The 20,349-nt window shown below is 67.3% G+C and carries 20 protein-coding genes; 11 read left to right on the top strand and 9 right to left on the bottom strand.

From position 1 onward, the window contains the following. Positions 1 to 10: 10 nt before the first annotated feature. The 8 genes from ACI3KU_RS03320 to ACI3KU_RS03285 all read right to left on the bottom strand — a co-directional run bounded on the left by ACI3KU_RS03320 (position 11) and on the right by ACI3KU_RS03285 (position 9,918). The gene (locus ACI3KU_RS03320) at positions 11 to 1,126 is read right to left on the bottom strand and encodes an adenosine deaminase (RefSeq protein WP_404920866.1); all 1,116 of its coding nucleotides are present in this window, start codon (positions 1,124 to 1,126) and stop codon (positions 11 to 13) included. Positions 1,127 to 1,335: 209 nt separating this feature from the next. Continuing rightward, a complete protein-coding gene (locus ACI3KU_RS03315) occupies positions 1,336 to 2,628 on the bottom strand; it encodes a thymidine phosphorylase (protein WP_404920865.1) in 1,293 nt (430 codons plus the stop codon). Then, the gene (locus tag ACI3KU_RS03310) at positions 2,625 to 3,023 is read right to left on the bottom strand and encodes a cytidine deaminase (RefSeq protein ID WP_404920864.1); all 399 of its coding nucleotides are present in this window, start codon (positions 3,021 to 3,023) and stop codon (positions 2,625 to 2,627) included. Before ACI3KU_RS03310 ends, ACI3KU_RS03315 begins: the two co-directional genes overlap by 4 nt. A gap of 102 nt (positions 3,024 to 3,125) precedes the next feature. Beyond that, a complete protein-coding gene (locus tag ACI3KU_RS03305; protein ID WP_404920863.1) occupies positions 3,126 to 4,424 on the bottom strand; it encodes an ABC transporter permease in 1,299 nt (432 codons plus the stop codon). After that, positions 4,421 to 5,809, bottom strand: coding sequence for an ABC transporter permease (locus tag ACI3KU_RS03300; protein WP_404920862.1), 1,389 nt, complete (start codon positions 5,807 to 5,809; stop codon positions 4,421 to 4,423). Before ACI3KU_RS03300 ends, ACI3KU_RS03305 begins: the two co-directional genes overlap by 4 nt. After that, positions 5,806 to 7,308, bottom strand: a complete 1,503-nt coding sequence (locus tag ACI3KU_RS03295; RefSeq protein ID WP_404920861.1) for an ABC transporter ATP-binding protein — start codon at positions 7,306 to 7,308, stop codon at positions 5,806 to 5,808. The genes ACI3KU_RS03300 and ACI3KU_RS03295 overlap by 4 nt, the downstream gene beginning before the upstream one ends. Before the next feature lie 140 nt (positions 7,309 to 7,448). Further along, positions 7,449 to 8,582 carry a BMP family protein gene (locus ACI3KU_RS03290; RefSeq protein WP_404920860.1) on the bottom strand — a complete coding sequence of 378 codons (1,134 nt, stop codon included), beginning with the start codon at positions 8,580 to 8,582 and terminating at the stop codon, positions 7,449 to 7,451. 217 nt (positions 8,583 to 8,799) lie between these two features. Next, on the bottom strand, positions 8,800 to 9,918 hold the full coding sequence (locus ACI3KU_RS03285) for a mannose-1-phosphate guanylyltransferase (protein ID WP_404920859.1): 1,119 nt from the start codon (positions 9,916 to 9,918) through the stop codon (positions 8,800 to 8,802). 210 nt (positions 9,919 to 10,128) lie between these two features. On the opposite strand from ACI3KU_RS03285, the gene sdhC reads away from it, so the two are divergent. From sdhC to ACI3KU_RS03245, 8 genes are all read left to right on the top strand, one after another. Continuing rightward, positions 10,129 to 10,563: a succinate dehydrogenase, cytochrome b556 subunit gene (gene sdhC / locus ACI3KU_RS03280; RefSeq protein ID WP_231092578.1), complete on the top strand. Its 435-nt coding sequence runs from the start codon at positions 10,129 to 10,131 to the stop codon at positions 10,561 to 10,563. After that, on the top strand, positions 10,563 to 11,009 hold the full coding sequence (locus ACI3KU_RS03275) for a succinate dehydrogenase hydrophobic membrane anchor subunit (RefSeq protein WP_231092577.1): 447 nt from the start codon (positions 10,563 to 10,565) through the stop codon (positions 11,007 to 11,009). The genes sdhC and ACI3KU_RS03275 overlap by 1 nt, the downstream gene beginning before the upstream one ends. 26 nt (positions 11,010 to 11,035) lie before the next feature. Continuing rightward, positions 11,036 to 12,838 (top strand): succinate dehydrogenase flavoprotein subunit, encoded by a 1,803-nt coding sequence (gene sdhA, locus ACI3KU_RS03270; protein WP_404920858.1) that lies wholly within the window; start codon positions 11,036 to 11,038, stop codon positions 12,836 to 12,838. Continuing rightward, entirely contained in the window at positions 12,838 to 13,596 is a 759-nt protein-coding gene (locus ACI3KU_RS03265) for a succinate dehydrogenase iron-sulfur subunit (RefSeq protein WP_404920857.1), read from the top strand. Before sdhA ends, ACI3KU_RS03265 begins: the two co-directional genes overlap by 1 nt. A 120-nt stretch (positions 13,597 to 13,716) precedes the next feature. Then, on the top strand, positions 13,717 to 14,169 hold the full coding sequence (locus tag ACI3KU_RS03260) for an NUDIX hydrolase (protein ID WP_404920856.1): 453 nt from the start codon (positions 13,717 to 13,719) through the stop codon (positions 14,167 to 14,169). After that, positions 14,166 to 15,416, top strand: coding sequence for a YhjD/YihY/BrkB family envelope integrity protein (locus tag ACI3KU_RS03255; protein ID WP_404920855.1), 1,251 nt, complete (start codon positions 14,166 to 14,168; stop codon positions 15,414 to 15,416). The genes ACI3KU_RS03260 and ACI3KU_RS03255 overlap by 4 nt, the downstream gene beginning before the upstream one ends. Before the next feature lie 132 nt (positions 15,417 to 15,548). Further along, on the top strand, positions 15,549 to 16,694 hold the full coding sequence (locus ACI3KU_RS03250; RefSeq protein WP_404920854.1) for a YihY/virulence factor BrkB family protein: 1,146 nt from the start codon (positions 15,549 to 15,551) through the stop codon (positions 16,692 to 16,694). A 41-nt stretch (positions 16,695 to 16,735) separates the two neighbouring features. Then, positions 16,736 to 17,578 (top strand): exodeoxyribonuclease III, encoded by an 843-nt coding sequence (locus ACI3KU_RS03245; protein ID WP_404920853.1) that lies wholly within the window; start codon positions 16,736 to 16,738, stop codon positions 17,576 to 17,578. On the opposite strand, the gene ACI3KU_RS03240 is transcribed toward ACI3KU_RS03245, so the two are convergent. Then, positions 17,566 to 18,099, bottom strand: coding sequence for a hypothetical protein (locus ACI3KU_RS03240; RefSeq protein WP_404920852.1), 534 nt, complete (start codon positions 18,097 to 18,099; stop codon positions 17,566 to 17,568). The genes ACI3KU_RS03245 and ACI3KU_RS03240 overlap by 13 nt on opposite strands. Before the next feature lie 70 nt (positions 18,100 to 18,169). On the opposite strand from ACI3KU_RS03240, the gene trpS reads away from it, so the two are divergent. The 3 genes from trpS to ACI3KU_RS03225 all read left to right on the top strand — a co-directional run bounded on the left by trpS (position 18,170) and on the right by ACI3KU_RS03225 (position 20,312). Continuing rightward, positions 18,170 to 19,177: a tryptophan--tRNA ligase gene (trpS, locus tag ACI3KU_RS03235; RefSeq protein WP_404920851.1), complete on the top strand. Its 1,008-nt coding sequence runs from the start codon at positions 18,170 to 18,172 to the stop codon at positions 19,175 to 19,177. Between the two features lie 64 nt (positions 19,178 to 19,241). Next, positions 19,242 to 19,820: a GNAT family N-acetyltransferase gene (locus ACI3KU_RS03230; RefSeq protein ID WP_404920850.1), complete on the top strand. Its 579-nt coding sequence runs from the start codon at positions 19,242 to 19,244 to the stop codon at positions 19,818 to 19,820. 42 nt (positions 19,821 to 19,862) lie between these two features. Continuing rightward, positions 19,863 to 20,312 (top strand): hypothetical protein, encoded by a 450-nt coding sequence (locus ACI3KU_RS03225; protein WP_404920849.1) that lies wholly within the window; start codon positions 19,863 to 19,865, stop codon positions 20,310 to 20,312. Positions 20,313 to 20,349 lie beyond the last annotated feature (37 nt).

Genomic DNA, 20,349 nt, shown 5'->3' with positions numbered 1-20,349 from the left:
TCACCGGTTCTCAGCGGGCGAAGCCCTCGCCGATCAGCTCGATGAGCTCCTCGCGCTCTTCCACCGACAAGAATGCGGCGGCCGCGGCGTTGAGCTGGAACGACTCGATGTCCTCCAGGCCGTAGCCGAACGCCTCGGCGAGCAGCGCCAGCTCGCGTGTGAGGGAAGTGCGGCTCATGGTGCGGTTGTCAGCGTTCACAGTGACGGCGAAGCCGAGCTGGAACAGCAGGTCGAACGGGTGGTCGGCGATCTGGTCGCCCCAGGCCTCGATGGCACCGGTCTGCAGATTGGACGACGGCGACAGCTCCAGCGGGATCTCGCGATCGCGCACCCAGCGCGCCACGGTGCCGAACTGCACGCGCACCTCGTCGTCGGCGCGGTCCACGATGCTGAGGTCCTCGGCGATCCGGGTGCCGTGGCCGAGGCGCAGGGCACGGCCGTCGATCAGCGCGGAGCGGATCGAGTCCACTCCCGCGCCCTCGCCCGCATGCACCGTCACCGGGAGGAACTCCCCCGCCAGGTAGGCGAACACGTCGGCGTACTCCGATGCGGGGTTGCCGTCCTCGGCGCCCGCGATGTCGAACGCGACGACACCGGCGTCACGCGACGCGACGGCAAGCTCCGCAACCTCGCGCACGTACGCGCCGCCGCGGATCGCCGACAGGATCTGGGTGACACGGATCTCCGCGTCATTGTCGTCCGCGTCGTCTTCGCCCTGCTCCAGCCCGTCCTGAACCGCATCCACGGCTTCCGCCATCGTCAGTCCGCCGGCGATGTGCAGCTCGGGTGCCCACCGCACCTCGCCGTACACCACGCCGTCCGCGACCAGGTCTTCGACGTACTCGCGTGCGACACGGGTCAGCGCCTCACGGGTCTGCAGCACGGCCAGCACCGGCTCGAACGCCGTCAGGTACTCCTCCAGGGACCCGGACTGCGTGCGCTGCAGCATCCACGCCACCAGACCGTCGGCATCGGCGGCGGGCAGCTCGATGCCGGCCGCCGCCGCCAGCTCCACCACCGTCTCGGGGCGGATCGCGCCGTCCAGGTGATCGTGGAGCGAGACCTTGGGCAGGCTGCGCAGCGAGACACCGTCGATGCGGACGTCGCCGTGGGCGTCGATGGACATGTTTCCTCCGAAGGGACGGGGCGAAAGAGAGGCACTCGCAGACTACGCGGTGCCGCCGCGGGATACGAGCGGGCTGGTTGTCACGGGCGCGCCGCGGACGCACCCAGCGCGCCGACGCGCTCCAGCGTCCCGACGCGCGAATCATGTCGGGCCAGAAGTTGCGTGCCGCGCCTCACGCACCCGATTTCGCGGGTGCGTGAGGCATCGGATCAAGCCGTGATGCGCTCGCGCACGATCGGAGAGCGCTCGGGAGCGGTGTCGCCGACCTCCCATGCGCCGTCCACCGACGCGAGGGCACCCGCGAAACGTGCCTCGTCTTCGGCGGAGAGCGTGAAGATCGGATCCCCCGCGCGAACAGCATCGCCCGGCTTCACGTGCAGATCGATCCCTGCCGCGTGCACCACGGCGTCCTCCGCGCGGGCGCGGCCCGCACCGAGCCGCCAGGCGCCCACGCCGAACGGCAGCGCCTCCATGCGGGTGATGAATCCGTCTCGCGGAGCGGTGACGGTGTGCGTCTCCCGCGCCACCGGCAGCGCCGCATCCGGGTTGCCGCCCTGCGCGATGATCATGGTGCGCCAGTGATCCATCGCGCGTCCGTCGGCGAGTGCCGCCTCGACATCGGCGTCGGACTGGCCGGCCAGCGCCAGCATCTCGCGAGCGAGAGCGAGGGTGAGCTCCACGACGTCGGCGGGGCCGCCGCCGGCGAGCACCTCCACCGACTCGCGCACCTCGTTGGCGTTTCCGATCGCGAGTCCGAGCGGCACGTTCATATCGGTGAGCAGCGCGGTGGTCGAGACCCCGGAGTCGGTTCCCAGCGCCACCATCGTCTCCGCCAGCTCCCGCGCGCGGTCGATGTCCTGCATGAAGGCGCCAGAGCCGAACTTCACGTCCAGCACCAGAGCACTGGTTCCCTCGGCGATCTTCTTCGACATGATCGACGAGGCGATCAGCGGGATGGCCTGCACGGTGCCGGTCACGTCACGCAGCGCGTACAGCTTCTTGTCGGCAGGGGCCAGCCCCGTGCCGGCAGCGCAGATGACCGCGCCAGCGTCGCCACGCAGCTGAGCGAAGATCTCCTCGTTCGAGAGGGCGGCTCGCCAGCCCGGGATCGACTCGAGCTTGTCGAGGGTGCCGCCGGTGTGGCCGAGACCACGACCCGACAGCTGCGGCACGGCGACGCCGAAGGCGGCCACGAGCGGAGCCAGCGGCAGGGTGATCTTGTCGCCCACGCCGCCCGTGGAGTGCTTGTCGACCGTCGTCTTGCCGAGTCCGTCGAAGCTCATCCGCTCACCCGAGGCGATCATCGCCTCCGTCATGATTCGGATCTCATCGCGGCTCATGCCGTTGAGGAAGATGGCCATCGCGAACGCGGACATCTGAGCATCGGACACGTAGCCTCGCGTGTAGGCGTCGATCATCCAGCGCAGGGCGTCTTCGGGGACGGCGTGGCGATCGCGCTTGGCTGCGATGACGTCGACGGCGGCGAACGGCTCCAGGCTCATCGTGCGGCCTCCTCGAGGTTGCGGGGTCCGAACGCGTCCGGCAGGACCTCATCGATCGTGCGGATGCCCGACACGGTCTCCAGCAGCATGCCGGGAACGGCGTGCTCGAACAGCAGCTGACGGCAGCGGCCACACGGCATCAGCGTGCGTCCCTCACCGTCCACGCACACGAAAGCCACCAGCTGGCCGCCACCGGACATGTGCAGTGCCGATACCAGGCCGCACTCGGCGCAGAGGGTCACGCCGTAGGAGGCGTTCTCCACGTTGCAGCCCGATACGATGCGGCCGTCCGTGACAAGGGCGGCAGCGCCGACCTTGAATCGCGAGTACGGCACATATGCCTTCTGCATGGCGTCAACGGCCGCTGTTCGCAGCTCGTCCCAGGCGATGTCCATGTCTTCCTCTCCTGCGACTCGTGGCCGCGTCGACGATGTTCGTTGTGCGCAAATGGGCCCAATCCGGGTCGAATTGGGCCCACGTGCGCGCTAGGAAATGTGTCAGCCCTTGATGTAGGGCTTGCCCGATGCCGCCGGGCCCTTGATGCGGCCGACGAAGCCGGCCACCGCGATCAGCGTCACGACGTACGGCAGCATCAGCAGGAACTCCTTCGGCACCGGCGACTGCAGCGCACTGAAGGTGTTCTGCAGGTTCTGCGCGAAGCCGAACAGCAGCGCGGCGAACGTGGCGCGCATCGGGTCCCACCGACCGAAGATGACCGCGGCGAGGGCGATGAAGCCGAGACCGTTGGTCATGTTCTGCGTGAACAGAGGCACCGAGGCGAGCGTGAAGTACGCGCCACCCACACCGGCGATCGCACCGGCGAGCACCACGTTGGTGAAGCGGACGCGGTTGACGTTGATGCCCACGGTGTCGGCCGCGCGCGGGTACTCACCCACGGCGCGAACGCGCAGACCCCAGCGGGTGCGGTAGAGGCTGAAGGCCACGAGCGGCACCACGATGTACATCAGGTACACGATGAAGGGCTGGTTGAACAGCACCGGACCGATGACCGGGATGAGGCTCAGCCCCGGGATCGGCAGGGTGCCGAACTGCGCCGGGGTGTTCAGGGTGGGAGCGTTCGGCACGAGCACGATCTGGTACAGGAAGCTCGTGAGTCCCAGCACCAGACCATTGAGCACGACACCGATGATCACCTGCTCCACCAGGTACTTGATCGCGAATGCGGCCAGCACGAAGGCGACCAGCATGCCACCGATCATCGCGCCGATCAGCCCGACGTACGGGTTGTGGGTGATGGACGAGGTGATCGCGGCCATGAACGCGCCCAGGAGGAACTGGGCCTCGATCGCCACGTTGACGACACCCACGCGCTCACCGATGATGCCGCCGAGGGCACCGAACACGAGCGGAACCGCGAGGGACAGCGCACCCGAGAGCAGGCCCACGACGGGAACCTTGCCGCTGGCGCCGGCGGCGGCCCACGTCACGAAGACGAAGACGCCGAGGACGCCGAACACGACAGGCACCCACGCGCCCGCCTTGCGTCGGAGCACTGTTGCCACCCAGGACCATGCCGCGAGCAGCGCGAGCACCACCATGCAGACGACGATCGTGGCGTCGGCGGGAATCGGGAGATCGCCAAGGACGATGGGAATCTTCTGGGACGAGTTCGGGTCGAGGTTGAAGATCGCGTCGCCGTGCCGCGGCGCGAGCAGAAGCAGCAGAGCAAGCAGCGCGAACGCAGCGGTCAGCGAGACCGGCACCTTCAGCTTCAGCGGCGTCTTGATGTCCGCCGTCGCCGCGGGCGCGGGCGTCTGGATGTCAGCCACGGTCATGCCGCCACCGCCTTCGTCTTGGCCGCCTTCTTGGCTGCCTTGGCCTTGAGCTTCGCGACGATCTCCGCGTCACTCTTGGGGAGGAAGAAGATCGTGCGCACCAGCGGCGGGGCCGCGATGAAGAGCACGATGATCGACTGGACGACCACGACGATCTCGGACGGGATGCCCTGACCGCTCATCGCGAAGGATCCGGCCTTGAGGGCACCGAACAGCAGACCCGCGGCGAATACGCCGCCGGCGCGGCTGCGTCCGAGCAGCGCCACGGTGATCGCGTCGAATCCGACGCCCGCGTCGAGGCGATTGTCAAAGCCGGAGGTCGTGACCGCCGTCACCTGGTACGCACCCGCGATTCCCGCGAGCGCACCGGCGAACATCATCGCGTAGATGTACATGCGGTCAACGCTGATGCCGGCTGCACGCGCCGCGTGCGGGTTCTCACCCACGGCACGCATGCGGAACCCGAGGCTCGAGCGCTCCATCAGCCACCAGACGACCACGGTCAGGATGATCACGACGATGAGGCCGAGGTTCAGACCGGGGAACTGCGGGCCCGCCAGCTGCGGCAGCTGTGCGCTCTCGGGAGTCGCGACCGACTGCGACTGGTTAGAACCGGGCTTCTGCAGGCCGGGCGTACGTACCAGGAAGCCGACGAGGTTGAGGGCGATCCAGTTCAGCATGATCGTGAGGATCACCTCATGCGCACCGGTGCGTGCCTTGAGGAAGCCGGCGATTCCGGCCCACGCCGCGCCACCGAGGGCGGCGACCAGGATGGTGAAGGGGATGTGCAGCCACAGCGGCATCGACATCTGGAATGACAGGAAGCCCGCGAAGACTCCGGCGATGAGCATCTGGCCCTGCGCACCGATGTTGAACAGGCCGACGCGGAAGGCGAGACCGACACCGAGACCGGCGAGGATCAGCGGAACCGCGAAGCCGAGTGTATTGGTCAGCGGCCGGATCATCCGGACGAAGTTGGCGGCCTCAGGATCGAAGATCGAGCCACGGAACAGGGCCCAGTATCCGTTGGAGACGGCCTGCCAGATGGCGGAGATCGTGTCCATCGGTCGGCTGAAGAAGTAGCCGGAGGCCTTCTGCACGTCGGGGTCGGTGGCGGCGATCAGGATGCCGCCGATGATGAACGCCGCGACGATCGCGAACAGCGTCGTCACGACGCTGCCGCGCAGAATCTCCCGCATGACGGCGTTGCCCTTGGGCACCGGGATGTTCTGGATGTTCCGGCTCGGCTCGCCCTGGGCGGCGAGAGCACCGGCCGTACTCGCCACCTCGGTGGTGATGGTCTTCTCGGCTGCGACCGCCTCGGCGGCAGCCGTCGGGCCGGCCGCCTTGAGCGGGTCGTCTGATCCGCTGTTCTTCTCGTTCATGCTGCCTTCTCTCCCGCCATCAGGAGGCCGAGCACGTCGCGCGGGGTGTCCGCGGGGACGATGCCCATGATCTGTCCGCGATACATGACCGCGATCTTGTCAGCGAGCGCGGTGACTTCGTCGAGCTCAGTCGAGACGACGATCACGGGCACGCCGGAATCACGCGTCTCAACGACGCGCTTGTGGATGAACTCGATCGAGCCGACGTCGACGCCACGCGTGGGCTGCGATGCGATGAAGAGTGTGAGCTCACGGCTCAGTTCGCGCGCGATCACGACCTTCTGCTGGTTGCCGCCGGACAGCGCCGCCGCTGGTGTCTGCGGTCCCTGCGTGCGAATGTCGTACTCTGCGATGCGGCCGCGAGCGAACTCGTCCAGCGCTCCGCGCCGGATGGTGCCGGCGGACGCGAACTGCGGGTCCGAGGAGCGATCCAGGATGAGGTTCTCCGCGACCGAGAAGGAGCCGACCAGTCCGTCCTCGTTGCGATCTTCCGGGACAAAGCCGACGCCCGCGTCCAGCACGGCACGGACGTTCTTGCCCACGAGCTCGATGTCTCCCAGCCGAGCCGAACCTGTCACCCGGTTCTGCATGCCCACGAGAGCTTCGACCAGCTCGGTCTGTCCGTTGCCCTGCACTCCGGCGATGGCGAGGACCTCCCCGGGGCGGACCTCGAAGCTGATGTGGTCGACGGCGAGCTGACCTGACGGAAGCTGCACGCTCAGGTCGCTGACCACCAGTCCACCGGGTCGCACGTTCGGTGCGTTCTTGTGCACGGTGAGCTCGACCGCGCGCCCCACCATGAGAGACGCCAGCTCGGTGTTGCTGGCCGTAGGCGATGCCTCCCCCACCACGCGTCCGAGGCGGATGATGGTGATCCGATCGGCCACCTCGCGCACCTCGCGCAGCTTGTGGGTGATGAAGACGATCGCGGTGCCCTCTTCACGCAGCTGGCGCATGATCGCCATCAGCTCGTCGGTCTCCTGCGGCGTGAGCACGGCAGTGGGCTCATCGAAGACAAGGACACGTGCATCGCGGGCGAGCGCTTTGATGATCTCGACGCGCTGCTGGACGCCGACGGGCAGGTCCTCCACGATCGCATCCGGATCGATCTCGAAACCGAAGCGCGCGGCCACGGTGCGCACGTGCTCGCGCGCAGCCTCGATGTCGAGGATGCCGGGGCCGTGGGTCTGCTCGTGACCCAGCATCACGTTCTCGGCGACCGTGAAGACCGGGATCAGCATGAAGTGCTGGTGCACCATGCCGATGCCAGCCGACATCGCGTCGCCCGGGCCGGAGAAGTTCTGGACGACGTCGTCCAGCAGGATCTCGCCCTCATCGGCCTGGTAGAGGCCGTAGAGGACGTTCATCAGGGTGGATTTTCCGGCACCGTTCTCCCCGAGCAGCGCGTGGATCTCACCGGGCTGGACGGTCAGGGAGATGTGGTCGTTGGCGACGAGGTTGCCGAACCGCTTCGTGATTCCGCGGAGCTCAAGCTTCATGGGTGCACCTTATCGAGGACACGGGTTCAGAGGACAGAGCGCGATCGGGGCGCGAGCGTCTCGGAGAGACGCCCTGTCCGGGGTGATGACAGCAGATGCGGCCGGGCGGAGGACTCCGCCCGGCCGCATCCGGGAGTGGGTCAGGCCTTCGGCGAAGAAACCGAGGTGACCGTGATCTTGCCGTCGATGATGTCCTTCTTCAGGGCGTCCAGCTTGTCGGTGAGACCGGCCGGCAGCTTCGACTCGAAGTCGTGGAAGCTGGAGAGACCGACGCCATCGTTCTCGAGCGTGCCCAGGTAGGGGGTCACGTCCACGTTGCCGGCAGCAGCTTCCTTGACCGAGCTGTACACGGCCTCGTCGATGCGCTTCATGATCGAGACGAGCACCTTGTCGGCGACCGAGGGGTCGGACACAGCCACGTCGGAGTCGACGCCGAGCATGACGTCGCCCTCTGCCATGGCGGCAGCGGCCGACTGGTAGATGGGGCCACCGACGGGCAGCAGCACGTCAGCACCCTGGTCCAGCAGCGACTGAGCGGTCTGCTTGGCGGTGTCGTTGGCCGCGAAGCCACCCGTCATCTGACCATTCTGTGCGGCGACGTCCCAGCCGATGGCCTCGACGTTCTTCGAGTTGTCCTCGTTGAACTTCTTCACGCCGTCGACGAAACCGTCCATGAAGATGGTGACGGGCGGGATCGGGATGCCACCGAAGGTGCCGACCTTGTTGACGCCGCTCGCGTCAGACCACGCGGCTGCAGCGTAGCCACCGAGGTAGGCGGCCTGGACGGTGTCGAACAGCAGCGGCTTGATGTTCGGGGCGTCGGTCTTGCCGTCGGTGTCGACATCGGCGGAGTCGTCGATGATCGCGTAGTTGATGTCGGGGTTGGCCTTGGCCGAGTCGACGGTAGCCGCGGCCAGCTTGAAGCCGACGGTCACGATGTAGGTGCAGTTCTGGCTGACCAGCTGCTCCAGGTTGGGCGCGTAGTCGCTGTCGCCGTCGGACTGCAGCTCGACGGTCTCGACGCCCAGCTCGGCGGCGATCTTGTCGAGGCCCTCCTTGGCGGACTGGTTGAACGACTTGTCGTTCCAACCGCCGTCGTCGGAGACGATGCAGGGCTTGAAGTTGCTGTCGGCGGGCTTCTCAGCGCCGCCGGTGGCGCCTGCGCTGGACGTCGACGTGGTGTCTTCGGGTGCGGCACCACAGCCGGCGAGCGCGAAGAGCAGGCCGGCTGCTGCTGCGACGCCCACGATCTTCTTGGTGGTTGAGATGGTCACTCAGGCCTCCACGGGATAGGCCCCGCGGACTTCACGGGAGCATTCGAAAACTACCCGGAAACATGCGCGCTTCGACGGGTGCAGATCCAATGGTTATCGAGATGCAACAGATCCTCAACGTCGTGCTCATATGAGCAGGGCACCCGGTTTTCGCCAGCGATACTGCGCGCTGATCTGCGCAGATGATCACAACGAGAGAACTACAGGAAACGTGAACCTACAGGACGTCACCCCGGCCGGTGAGCTTCAGCGCGTCCACGACGCCCTTCACCCGCTGCGCGTGCTCGCTGGTGGTGACCAGCAGCGCGTCGGGGGTGTCGACCACCACGATGTCACGCACGCCGATCAGCGAGATCACGCGTTTGGTCTGGCTCACGACGATGCCGCTGGACGCATCCGCGAGCACGCGGGCATCCGCGCCGATGATGGCCAGATCGCTCGGTCGCCCCCGGTTCTGCAGCTTCGCCAGGCTCGCGAAGTCACCCACGTCGTCCCAGTCGAAGTGGCCGGGGATCACCGCAAGTCGTCCGGCGTCGGCTGCGGGTTCTGCGACCGAGTAGTCGATCGCGATCTTCTCCAACCGAGGCCAGATTCGATCGACCGCCGGGCCGCGCAGATCCTTGTCGTCCCAGGCCTCGGCCAACTCGACGAGTCCCGCGTGCAGCGCGGGCTTGGTGCGGCGCAGTTCTTCCAGCAGCACATCGGCACGGGAGATGAACATGCCCGCGTTCCAGAGATACGTGCGCTCGTCGAGGTACTGCTTCGCCGTGTCGAGGTCGGGCTTCTCGACGAAGCGCTCGACCAGTGCAGCCTCGGGGGCGCCGTCCACCGCGAGCTCGTCATCGGCGCGCTTGATGTATCCGAAGCCCACCGACGGCTCCGTGGGCGTGATGCCGATGGTGCAGATGTAGCCGGCGCGCGCCACGGCGACGGCCTGCTGCACCGCCCACTCGAACACGCGCTCGCCACGGATCACGTGGTCTGCGGCGAAGGAGCCGATGATCACGTCGGGATTGCGGCGATGAAGAACCGCGGCAGCCAGCCCGATCGCCGCGGACGACTCGCGCGGCTCGGACTCCAGGAACACGTTCATGTCGGCGAGGTCGGGCAGGTGCTCTTCCACCGCCGCGCGGTGCGCCCGGCCCGTGACGACGGCGATACGATCCGCTCCGGCGAGCGGCAGCAGCCGCTCCCAGGTGTCGCGGAGAAGCGAGTGCCCGGAACCCGTCAGATCGTGCAGGAACTTCGGCGCATCGGCCCGCGACAGCGGCCACAGGCGGCTGCCGATGCCTCCTGCCGGAATCACAGCGTAGAAGTCGTCCAGAGGCGCAGTCATGCCCTTCACGGTAGCGGCACCGCGAAGTCGGTTCCTGACGGCTCGCGCAGCGGTACCCGCGAAGTCCGCGCGACGGCTCGCCCGGGACGCGGCGCACTACCCCCGAGAGTAAGGGTGTCCTTTCTCGACCCGTCTGCACTGCGGGCATAGGATGTGGATGCGCTCGCGTGCCGTTCACGCCCGCGCTTCTCATCGATCAGGGAGGACGACGTGTCCACAAGCGCTCGCTTGACACCGTCGGTATCCGAGACCACATCGAAGACGCCGCGCGGCACCCTGTACCGGGGTAACGAAGGCATGTGGTCCTGGGTTCTGCACCGCATCACCGGTGTCGCGATCTTCTTCTTCCTGCTGGTCCACGTGCTGGATTCGGCATTGCTGACTGTGTCGCCGGAGGCGTACGACGCCGTGATCGGCACGTACAAGAACCCGGTCATGGGCCTGGGTGAGACGGTGCTCGTCGCCGCCATCGCCTTCCACGCCTTCAACGGTCTGCGCATCATCCTCGTCGACTTCTGGTCGAAGGGCGCCAAGTACCAGCGTCAGCTGTTCTGGGGCGTCATCGCGGTCTGGGTCGTCGTGATGGCGGGCTTCGCCCCCGCGCACCTGGTGCGCGTGTTCAGCTCTGTGGGAGGTGGTCACTGATGACCGCGGAAATGCTCGCGATGCCGCGCACGCCGCACGTCAAGCGCAACGGCGGCTTCAACCTCCAGAAGTGGGGTTGGCTCTACATGCGCATCAGCGGCGTGCTGCTGATCGTGCTGATCTTCGGACACCTGTTCGTCAATCTCCTCACGGGTGAGGGAATCCACCAGATCACGTTCGGATTCGTCGCAGGCAAGTACGCCGGCGGGTTCTGGCAGGTGTGGGATGGACTCATGCTCTGGCTCGCGCTGATCCATGGCGCGAACGGCATGACCACCGTCACCAACGACTACGTGACCCACAAGACCGTTCGCACGGTGCTGGTGAGCCTGATCTGGATCGCCGCGGCTGTCCTGATCATCCTCGGCACCTACGTCGTGATCGCCTTCGACCCCTGCATCGGCGCCACCGCCGGTGACGTGGTCGCCGGCGTGACGTGCAGTTGAGCGGGAACTCCGAGAGGCATCACAGCGTGGCTACTGAGACAGCAGACTCGTACGTCAAGGACGGCGTGCACTACCACCAGTTCGACGTCGTCATCATCGGCGCCGGCGGCGCGGGCATGCGCGCGGCGATCGAGGCGGGACCCGGCGCGAAGACCGCGGTCATCTCCAAGCTCTACCCGACGCGCTCCCACACGGGTGCCGCGCAGGGCGGCATGGCCGCCGCGCTCGGCAACGTCGAAGAGGACAGCTGGGAGTGGCACACCTTCGACACCGTCAAGGGCGGCGACTACCTCGTCGACCAGGACGCAGCGGAGATCCTCGCCAAGGAGGCCATCGACGCGGTCATCGACCTCGAGAACATGGGCCTCCCCTTCAACCGCACGCCCGAGGGCAAGATCGACCAGCGTCGCTTCGGCGGTCACACCCGTGACCACGGCAAGGCGCCGGTGCGCCGCGCCTGCTATGCCGCCGACCGCACCGGTCACATGATCCTCCAGACGCTGTTCCAGAACTGCGTCCGCCTGGGCATCAACTTCTTCAACGAGTACTACGCGCTCGATCTCATCACGGTGGGCGAGGGCAAGGACACGAAGGTCGCTGGCGTCGTGGCGTACGAGCTCGCCACCGGCGAGATCCACGTCTTCCACGCGAAGGCGGTCGTCTTCGCCACCGGCGGCTTCGGCAAGATGTTCAAGACCACCTCCAACGCCCACACCCTCACCGGTGACGGCGTGGGCATCATCTGGCGCAAGAAGCTGCCGCTGGAGGACATGGAGTTCTTCCAGTTCCACCCCACCGGCCTCGCCGGCCTCGGCATCCTCCTCACCGAGGGTGCGCGTGGTGAGGGCGCCATCCTCCGCAACGCCTCGGGTGAGCGCTTCATGGAGCGCTACGCCCCCACCATCAAGGACCTCGCACCGCGTGACATCGTCGCGCGTTCGATGGTCCAGGAGGTGCTGGACGGTCGCGGCGCCGGTCCCCACAAGGACTACGTGCTGCTGGACTGCACGCACCTGGGTGCCGAGGTGCTGGAGACGAAGCTCCCCGACATCACCGAGTTCGCGCGCACCTACCTGGGCGTTGACCCGGTCGTCGAGCCGGTTCCGGTGATGCCGACCGCGCACTACGCGATGGGCGGCATCCCCACCAACAACGACGCCGAGGTCCTCGCAGACAACAACACCGTGGTGCCGGGCCTCTACGCCGCTGGTGAGTGCGCCTGCGTGTCGGTGCACGGCTCCAACCGCCTCGGCACCAACTCGCTGCTGGACATCAACGTGTTCGGCAAGCGCGCCGGTCGCAACGCCGTCAAGTACGCGAGCACCGCCGATTTCGTGCCGCTTCCGGAGAACCCCGCGCAGGCTGTCATCGACATGGTCGAGGGCGTCCGCAACGCGAAGGGCACCGAGCGGATCGCGACGCTGCGCAAGCGTCTGCAGGACGAGATGGACATGAAGGCTCAGGTGTTCCGCACCGAGGAGTCGCTCACGAGCGTGCTGGGCACCATCGAGGAGCTGCGCGAGCGCTACAAGAACATCTACGTCGACGACAAGGGTCGCCGCTTCAACACGGACCTCCTGGAGGCGATCGAGCTGGGCTTCCTGCTCGATCTGGCCGAGGTGGTCGTGTACGCGGCCCGTAACCGCGAGGAGAGCCGTGGCGGTCACATGCGCGACGACTTCCCGAAGCGCGACGACGAGAACTACATGAAGCACACGATGGCCTACCTCACCGGGGATCCGCACTCCGATGACGCCACCGACCACATCAAGCTGGACTGGAAGCCCGTCGTCGTCACCCGCTACCAGCCGATGGAGAGGAAGTACTGATGTCGACTGATCTCGCTGAGGCGCCGACCAACGACTCCGGTGTGCAGGCCTACACGGTCACGTTCATCATCCGTCGCTTCGACCCGGAGCAGGACGCCGAGCCCCGCTGGGTGGACTACGACGTCGAGCTGTACGCCACCGACCGCGTGCTGGACGCGCTGCACAAGATCAAGTGGGAGGTCGACGGCTCGCTGTCGTTCCGCCGCTCGTGCGCGCACGGCATCTGCGGTTCGGACGCGATGCGCATCAACGGCCGCAACCGCCTCGCCTGCAAGACGCTGATCAAGGACCTGGACATCTCCAAGCCGATCTACGTCGAGGCGATCAAGGGCCTGCCGCTGGAGAAGGACCTCATCGTCGATATGGAGCCGTTCTTCGCGTCCTACCGCGAGGTCCAGCCCTTCCTGCAGCCCGCCAAGGCACCGGAGCCCGGCAAGGAGCGCACGCAGTCGATCGTCGAGCGCGAGCGCTTCGACGACACCACGAAGTGCATCCTCTGTGCCGCGTGCACGTCGTCCTGCCCGGTGTTCTGGACCGATGGTCAGTACTTCGGACCTGCCGCCATCGTCAACGCGCACCGCTTCATCTTCGACTCGCGTGACGACGCCGCAGACGTCCGTCTGGACATCCTCAACGACAAGGAAGGCGTGTGGCGCTGCCGCACCACCTTCAACTGCACCGAGGCGTGCCCGCGTGGCATCGAGGTCACCAAGGCCATCGCCGAGGTCAAGCAGGCGGTGCTTTCGGGCCGCCGTTGATATTCGCGAACGCGAGGGGCGCCGTCATTGACGGCGCCCCTCGCGTTTTGCGTTAGCGCCGGGCGGTCGGGCACGTCAACCCGTCCGGCTCATTCGGAGCCGATCGGTTAGCGTGGACGGGTGAGCGCTATCCGAGTCATCGCCGTCGGTCTGCCCGTTCGAGAGGGGCGCCTGCTGGCATTGGAGGGCTTTGAGAAGGCAACCGGTCAGCGCTTCCTGCGGGCCATCGGCGGCGGTGTGGAGTTCGGCGAGACCGCGGAGCAGGCCGTTCGGCGCGAGTTCGTGGAGGAACTCGGGCTCGAGCCCGACGAGGTCGAGCTGATCTCGGTCACGGAGAACCTGTTCGAGTACGAGGGCGAGCCCGGCCATGAGATCGCCTTTGTCTTCGCCGCTCGTGGTCGCGCGCTGGACGAAGTCCCCTTTGATGCCGAGCTGTTCGTGCTCGATGAGGGCAGCCCGATTCGCTGGTACGACATCTCAGACATCAATCCGATCGATCTCCCGCTCTACCCAAACGGTGCTCCCGCCGCACTCGATGTGGCGGCAGCATTCGGGAAGGCGGTGGCGCGGTGAGTGAGGCGGAGCGACGCGACAGCGTGGCGACGGAGGAATCGGACGAGCCCTCGGGACCGGCGGCGGTGGTGCAGCATGCGCAGCAGACCGCCGAGAAGGTCATGCAGTGGTTCCCGGTGCGCGTCTTCCAGCGCTTCTCGCGGCGCAACGGCCAGACACTCGCGGCCGGAGTGAGCTACCAGGCGCTGTTCGCCATCTTTGCCGCGCTCTATCTGGCTTTCGCGGTCGCGGGACTCTGGCTCGGCTCCAACGCCGCCGCGATCGACGGCCTCATCGACGTCATCAACCAGTACCTCCCCGGCGCGATCCAAGAACACGGGGGGATCATCTCCCCCGACGCCGTGCATGACGTCGCCTCGCAGAGCGCGACCACTCTGGGCATCACGGGTATCGTCGCCCTTCTCGTCGTGCTGTTCACCGCGGTCGGATGGATCGGGGCCATCCGCGCCACCGTGCGTGACATCTTCGGCCTTCCCAACGAGACCGGCAATGCGATCCTGCTCAAGGTGCGCGATCTCCTCGCGGCAATCGGCTTCGCAGTGTTGCTGCTCATCGGCGCGGTGCTCGGCTGGGGCACCACCTCCGCGTTCAGCTGGCTCTTCTCGTTGCTGCAGTGGACGGATGACGGGTGGCTCGCGTTCGTGAGTCGGGTCGTGTCGATCGCCGTGTTGTTCGCCGTGAACACGGTGACGCTTGTCGTGCTGTTCCGCTTCCTCACGGCCACCTCCCTGAGCAACCGCCATGTCCTTCCGGGCGCGCTTCTCGGCGGTGGAGCGGTTGCTGTGTTGCAGCTCGCGTTCGGCTTCCTGATCGGCAAGACGCCGAGCAACCCGCTGCTCGTCACGTTCGCGGTACTGATCGGTCTGCTGCTCTGGATTCGCTTCGTGATGGTGGCCATCCTGCTGGCAGCAGCGTGGGTCGCCGAGTCCGCGGATGACAACGACGTCGTCATCGAGCGCGTTGGTGCGCGCGAGCAGCGGATCCAGGACGCACTCGTGCTGATGGATGCCGCGCAGCTGGAGCTCACCGAAGCGCGCGGCGCCGTTGCGGAGGCCGGGTTCTGGCATCGTCGTCATGCGCGCCGTGACGTGACGCGGGCCCAGGAGAAGCTCGAGCTGCGTCAGCAGGAGCTGGAACAGCTGGAGGCCACACCTGCCGAGCGCATCACCGCGCGCCAGCGCATCGAGCAGACCCTTCTGCGTGAGCGCGAGCTGAAGCGCCAGCGCGACGGTTCGTCGTCCGACTGAGCCCACCGGAGTGCTGCGAACGCATGAGAGTGCGGCGAGATGGGGACGGATCGCGTGAATCCCTCATGCTTTCGGCGCAGACTCATTCGTTCGCGTCCGGGGCGGCCGAGACTGCGCCCGTAGGCTGAAGGGGTGAGCGCCGAGAGTACACAGCGAGGCCGGGAGGCTCGGACCCGACCGCTCGCACACGCCCTCACGAACTCATTTCCGCTGCGCGTGTGGGTGCACTTCAATCGGCGCAATGGACTCCTGCTGGCGTCTGGAACGAGCGACCAGGCCGTGTTCGCCGTCTTCGCGGCGCTGTACATCGCCGTGGCGGTGCTCGGGATCTGGCTGGGTTCGTCCGAGCAGGCCGTCGACTCGCTGCTGGGTCTGGTCAGCGGACTCGCGCCCGGGCTGATCTCCCTCGACGGCGGACCGGGACTGATCTCCGACGCGCAGATCGGCGAGCTCGCCGCCGGCGCGCGGCCGGTCTGGTCAGTCACCGGCATCGTGGCATTCGTCGTGTTCGCCTGGACTGCCGTCGGCTGGGTCACGTTCCTCCGCAGCGCCGTCCGCGACATGTTCGGGCTCCCCGCCGTCGACGCGCACTTCGCGATGGTGAAGGTCTGGGACGCGGTGGCAGCGCTGGGCTACGCCGTTCTGCTGCTCACCGGTGGTGCGATGAGCGCGATCGGGACGTCCGCTCTGGGCGGTGCGTTCGACGCTCTGGGCTGGACCGACACGGTGCCGGTCGTGGTGATACTCGGCCGGTCCGCCACGGTCGTGGTGACGCTGCTGGTGGACTTCGTGGTGCTCGTCACCCTGTTCACGTGGCTGAGTGGCACGGATCTGAGCCTGCGGCAGGTGCTTCCCGCTTCCGTCGCCGGATCGGTCGCGCTGGTGGTGCTGCAGTTCTCCGCCGGCTGGCTGCTGGGCCGACCGCCGGCGAACCCCCTGATCGCCACGTTCGCCATTCTTCTGGGGCTGTTCCTCTGGTTTCGGGTCGCGATGATCGTGGTGCTCCTGGCGGCAGCCTGGATCACCGAACGCGCCGATGACACCGACACCCCGATCGTCGAGCGCAGTGAGCACGAGCGCCGGATCGATGAAGCCGATCTCATGGTCCGTGCCGCGGAGGTGCGGCTGCGAGAGGCGAGATTGGCGCGCCGGGACGCCGCGTGGGCCGCCCGCGGCCGCGCGATCCGCACGGTCACCCGGGCGCGGGACGAGCTGGAGGAGGCGCGCGAGCATCTGGCTGCACTGGAAGCGCAACGCCCGCGGCGCGGACGGCGCTGAAGACGCGGATCAATGTCCGAGGGGGTCGATAGCCTGTACTCATGACACGTCTTCGCATCGCATCCGTGAACGTCAACGGCATTCGAGCGGCGGTGCGCAACGGCATGCACGACTGGCTGGAGACCGCGGACGTCGACGTCCTCACTCTCCAAGAGGTCCGTGCGCCGCGCGCAGAGCTCGAGAAGGCCCTGCCCGGCTGGACCATCGTCGATGAGGAGGCCACGGCGAAGGGACGCGCGGGAGTGGCTATCGCCAGTCGCACCGAGGCCGACGCCGTGCGCATCGGAATCACGGCTGCCGAACACGACACAGCCGGGCGCTGGATCGAGTCCGACTTCCTCGTCAACGGCCGCACGGTCACCATCGTGTCCGCCTACGTCTTCACCGGTGAGGCGGAGACCCCGGCCAAGCAGGATCCGAAGTGGGCCATGCTCGATGCCATGACGCTGCGGCTTCCCGAGCTCAGTGCCGACGACGCGCTCGCCCTGGTCACGGGTGACCTCAACGTGGGCCATCGCGAGTTCGACATCAAGAACTGGAAGGGCAACGTCAAGAAGGCCGGCTTCCTTCCGCGCGAGCGCGCGTACTTCGACCGCTTCCTCGGCGCAGCGGGCACGGAGATCACCGGAGTGGACGGATCGGTCGGAACCGGCCTCGGCTGGATCGACGTGGGTCGTGCGCATGCGGGAGAGGTCCCCGGTCCCTACACGTGGTGGTCGGCTCGCGGCAAGGCATTCGACAACGACTCCGGGTGGCGAATCGACTATCACCTGGCGTCCCCGGCTCTCGCCGCCGTCGCGTCGAACTACTCCGTGTTCCGCGCGCCCAGCTACGACACTCGCTGGAGCGACCACGCCCCGGTCATCGTCGACTACGAGATCTGATTCGGCGACGCCGTGGGCGCGGAGGGCGAGATCTGCACGCCGCGCCCGCGCGCCGCGTCGACACGGCGCAGCACTGCGATCTCCTCAGCGGTGAAACAGCGCCGCGGCAGGACTCCCGCGATGTTCGAGCCCGTCCGCTGGATGAGCACGGTGTCGGGGTAGACGATGGTGCGGCGGAACGCCGACAGCAGGGTGGACGCCGAACCCGCAGGGCCCTCGGTCTTCAGTGAGCCATCCTCGACGTACGCGCGCATCCACGACCCTGCCGGCATCGCCGTCCGAGCGGTTCGTGTGACACGCCGTCCGAGAGTGAACGGCATCAGGGCGATCGTCAGCGCTGCGGCGGCTACGGCCACCCAGAAGGCGGGCTCCGCGGCGAGCGCCACGATGACGAACACAACGGCGGCCAACGCGAAGACGATGAGAGCGACGACCGTTGCCGGACGTGTCATGGCGTGACGCGTGAAGTCACGACGGATCCCCCGGATGTCCTTCTCGGTGACGGTGATCTGCTCGCCCATGCGGCCAGTATGGCAGCCACAGCGCGGAGGGCGCATCGGAGCAGCACCGGAGCACGCGTAGGATCAAGGGGTGACTGGAAAAGCGCGCCTCTACTCTGGAATGCAGCCCTCCGCCGACTCTCTGCAGATCGGCAACTACATCGGTGCGCTGATGCAGTGGCGCGGCCTGCAGGACTCCTACGATGCGTTCTTCTCCGTCGTCGACCTTCACGCCCTGACGGTCCCGCAGGACCCCGAGCAGCTGCGCGAGAAGACGCGCCGCACGGCAGCACAGTACATCGGGGCCGGCATCGAGCCGACGCGCTCGACGCTGTACGTGCAGTCGCACGTACCCGCGCACGCTGAGCTGGCCTGGATCCTCTCGACGCTCACCGGTTTCGGTGAGGCGGGGCGCATGACCCAGTTCAAGGACAAGTCGTCGCGCTACGGTGCGGACACCGCCAGCGTGGGTCTGTTCACCTACCCCGTGCTCATGGCCGCGGACATCCTGCTCTACCAGACGGATGTCGTCCCGGTGGGCGAGGACCAGAAGCAGCACGTCGAGCTGACGCGCGACCTCGCGGAGCGGTTCAACGCGCGCTTCGGCGAGACGTTCCGCGTGCCGAACCCCGTCATCCAGCAGGAGACGGCACGCATCCACGATCTCCAGAACCCGACGTCGAAGATGTCGAAGTCCGCGGAGAACCAGTCGGGTGTGCTGTACCTGCTCGATGAGCCCAGCGTCAACGCGAAGAAGATCATGCGTGCCGTCACCGACAACGACGGCGCGGTCCGGTACGACCGCCAGAACAAGCCCGGTGTCTCGAACCTGCTCGTGATCATGTCCGCCCTCACCGGTCGTCAGGTGCCGGCGATCGAGGACGAGTTCGCGGGCAAGGGCTACGGCGACTTCAAGAAGGCCGTAGCCGAGGCCGTCGTGAACGAGTTCGAGCCGGTCCGCGAGAAGGCGCTGGAGCTCATGGCGGATCCCGCCGAGCTCGACCGCGTGCTGTCCGTCAACGCGGGCAAGGCGGAGACCGTCGCCGATCAGACGCTCGGCGAGGTCTATGACAAGGTCGGCCTGCTGCGCCGACGCTGAGCACCACGCTTCGACGGAGGGAGCGGCAGACGTCCGCTCCCTCCGTCCTTTCCGCAGGACACTCATGAGCATTCCGACTCTCCGCACAGCGCGTCTGACCCTGTCCGCACCGATCGCCGCGGACGTTCCCGCGCTCACCGACGCCTGCCAGGATCCGGAGATCCCGCGCTGGACGCCCCTCCCGTCGCCGTACACCTCCGAGCATGCGGCGGCGTTCATCGATGAAGCGGAAGCGCGGGCGGCGGCGGATACCGGTTTCGAGTGGGCGATTCGAACCACAACCGATGAGGAGACCGCACCCCTGGTCGGGATGATCAGCCTGACGCGACGCGGCCCGGGCGCCGCGGAGATCGGGTTCTGGATGCGCGGCGATCAACGAGGCAACGGCTACCTCACCGAGGCCGCCCGCGCGGTGATCGATCACGGATTCGAGCCGACGGGTCTGGGCCTGGATCGCCTGGAATGGAACGCGGCGGCCGGTAACATCGCGTCCGCCCGCGCGGCGCGCGCCCTCGGGTTCCGCTTCGAGGGCGTGCGACGCGGCGCGTTCATCACGACGAGCGGCGGACGCACCGATGGGTGGAGCGCCGGGCGGCTGTTCACCGACTCCCCTGCTCCCGTCGCGTGGGACGTGCTCGGCTGAGTCGCCTGGACCTGTGCGAACCCGCGGGGTTAGGGTCACGGCATGCGTACATTCCTCGCTACAGCGACAGCAGCTCTCGTCCTCGCGCTGTGTGGCTGTACTCCGGGACCAACCGTCGAGGTTGCCGTTCCGGAGGCGTCCGCGGTCGCCACGCCGATCCCGACCCAGCCCCCGGCTGTCGACGACCTGGTCACACCCGCGCTGCCGGAGAACGCCGTCCTGATCGCCGACTACGCCCCGACCGACCGTTCGCTCTCGCGGACGCGCCCACGGGAGTTCGTCGGAACAATGGGCGCCGATCTGATGTGCACGGGTGGCGCGCCGCTGACGTTCGGGGTGCTCGCCGGCAGCTCCGCAGAGGTGCCCTGCGACGGGAAGACCTACCGCATCCAGCACGACTCGAATCTCTCCGTCGCCGAAGGCGGGCTGGAAGTGACGGCAGAGCTCGGTACCCGGTGGGCGGCCGTGGTCTGGCTCTATCCCGAAGGCTGACGGGTCGCCGGTGTCCGTGCCGGGTGGCAGGATGGGC

The organism is Microbacterium sp. ZW T5_56, assembly GCF_044987425.1.
Taxonomy (GTDB): domain Bacteria; phylum Actinomycetota; class Actinomycetes; order Actinomycetales; family Microbacteriaceae; genus Microbacterium.
This window is presented reverse-complemented; position numbering and strand designations above follow the sequence as displayed.

Excerpts from the sequence above, each read along its gene's own strand:
- ACI3KU_RS03315 (WP_404920865.1), bottom strand. The coding sequence starts at position 2,628 with ATGAGCCTGGAGCCGTTCGCCGCCGTCGACGTCATCGCAGCCAAGCGC.
- ACI3KU_RS03240 (WP_404920852.1), bottom strand. The coding sequence starts at position 18,099 with ATGGGCGAGCAGATCACCGTCACCGAGAAGGACATCCGGGGGATCCGT.
- ACI3KU_RS03275 (WP_231092577.1), top strand. The coding sequence starts at position 10,563 with ATGACCGCGGAAATGCTCGCGATGCCGCGCACGCCGCACGTCAAGCGC.
- ACI3KU_RS03225 (WP_404920849.1), top strand. The coding sequence starts at position 19,863 with ATGCGTACATTCCTCGCTACAGCGACAGCAGCTCTCGTCCTCGCGCTG.
- ACI3KU_RS03305 (WP_404920863.1), bottom strand. The coding sequence starts at position 4,424 with ATGACCGTGGCTGACATCCAGACGCCCGCGCCCGCGGCGACGGCGGAC.
- ACI3KU_RS03285 (WP_404920859.1), bottom strand. The coding sequence starts at position 9,918 with ATGACTGCGCCTCTGGACGACTTCTACGCTGTGATTCCGGCAGGAGGC.
- ACI3KU_RS03230 (WP_404920850.1), top strand. The coding sequence starts at position 19,242 with ATGAGCATTCCGACTCTCCGCACAGCGCGTCTGACCCTGTCCGCACCG.
- ACI3KU_RS03295 (WP_404920861.1), bottom strand. The coding sequence starts at position 7,308 with ATGAAGCTTGAGCTCCGCGGAATCACGAAGCGGTTCGGCAACCTCGTC.
- ACI3KU_RS03265 (WP_404920857.1), top strand. The coding sequence starts at position 12,838 with ATGTCGACTGATCTCGCTGAGGCGCCGACCAACGACTCCGGTGTGCAG.
- ACI3KU_RS03245 (WP_404920853.1), top strand. The coding sequence starts at position 16,736 with ATGACACGTCTTCGCATCGCATCCGTGAACGTCAACGGCATTCGAGCG.
- ACI3KU_RS03310 (WP_404920864.1), bottom strand. The coding sequence starts at position 3,023 with ATGGACATCGCCTGGGACGAGCTGCGAACAGCGGCCGTTGACGCCATG.
- ACI3KU_RS03320 (WP_404920866.1), bottom strand. The coding sequence starts at position 1,126 with ATGTCCATCGACGCCCACGGCGACGTCCGCATCGACGGTGTCTCGCTG.
- ACI3KU_RS03300 (WP_404920862.1), bottom strand. The coding sequence starts at position 5,809 with ATGAACGAGAAGAACAGCGGATCAGACGACCCGCTCAAGGCGGCCGGC.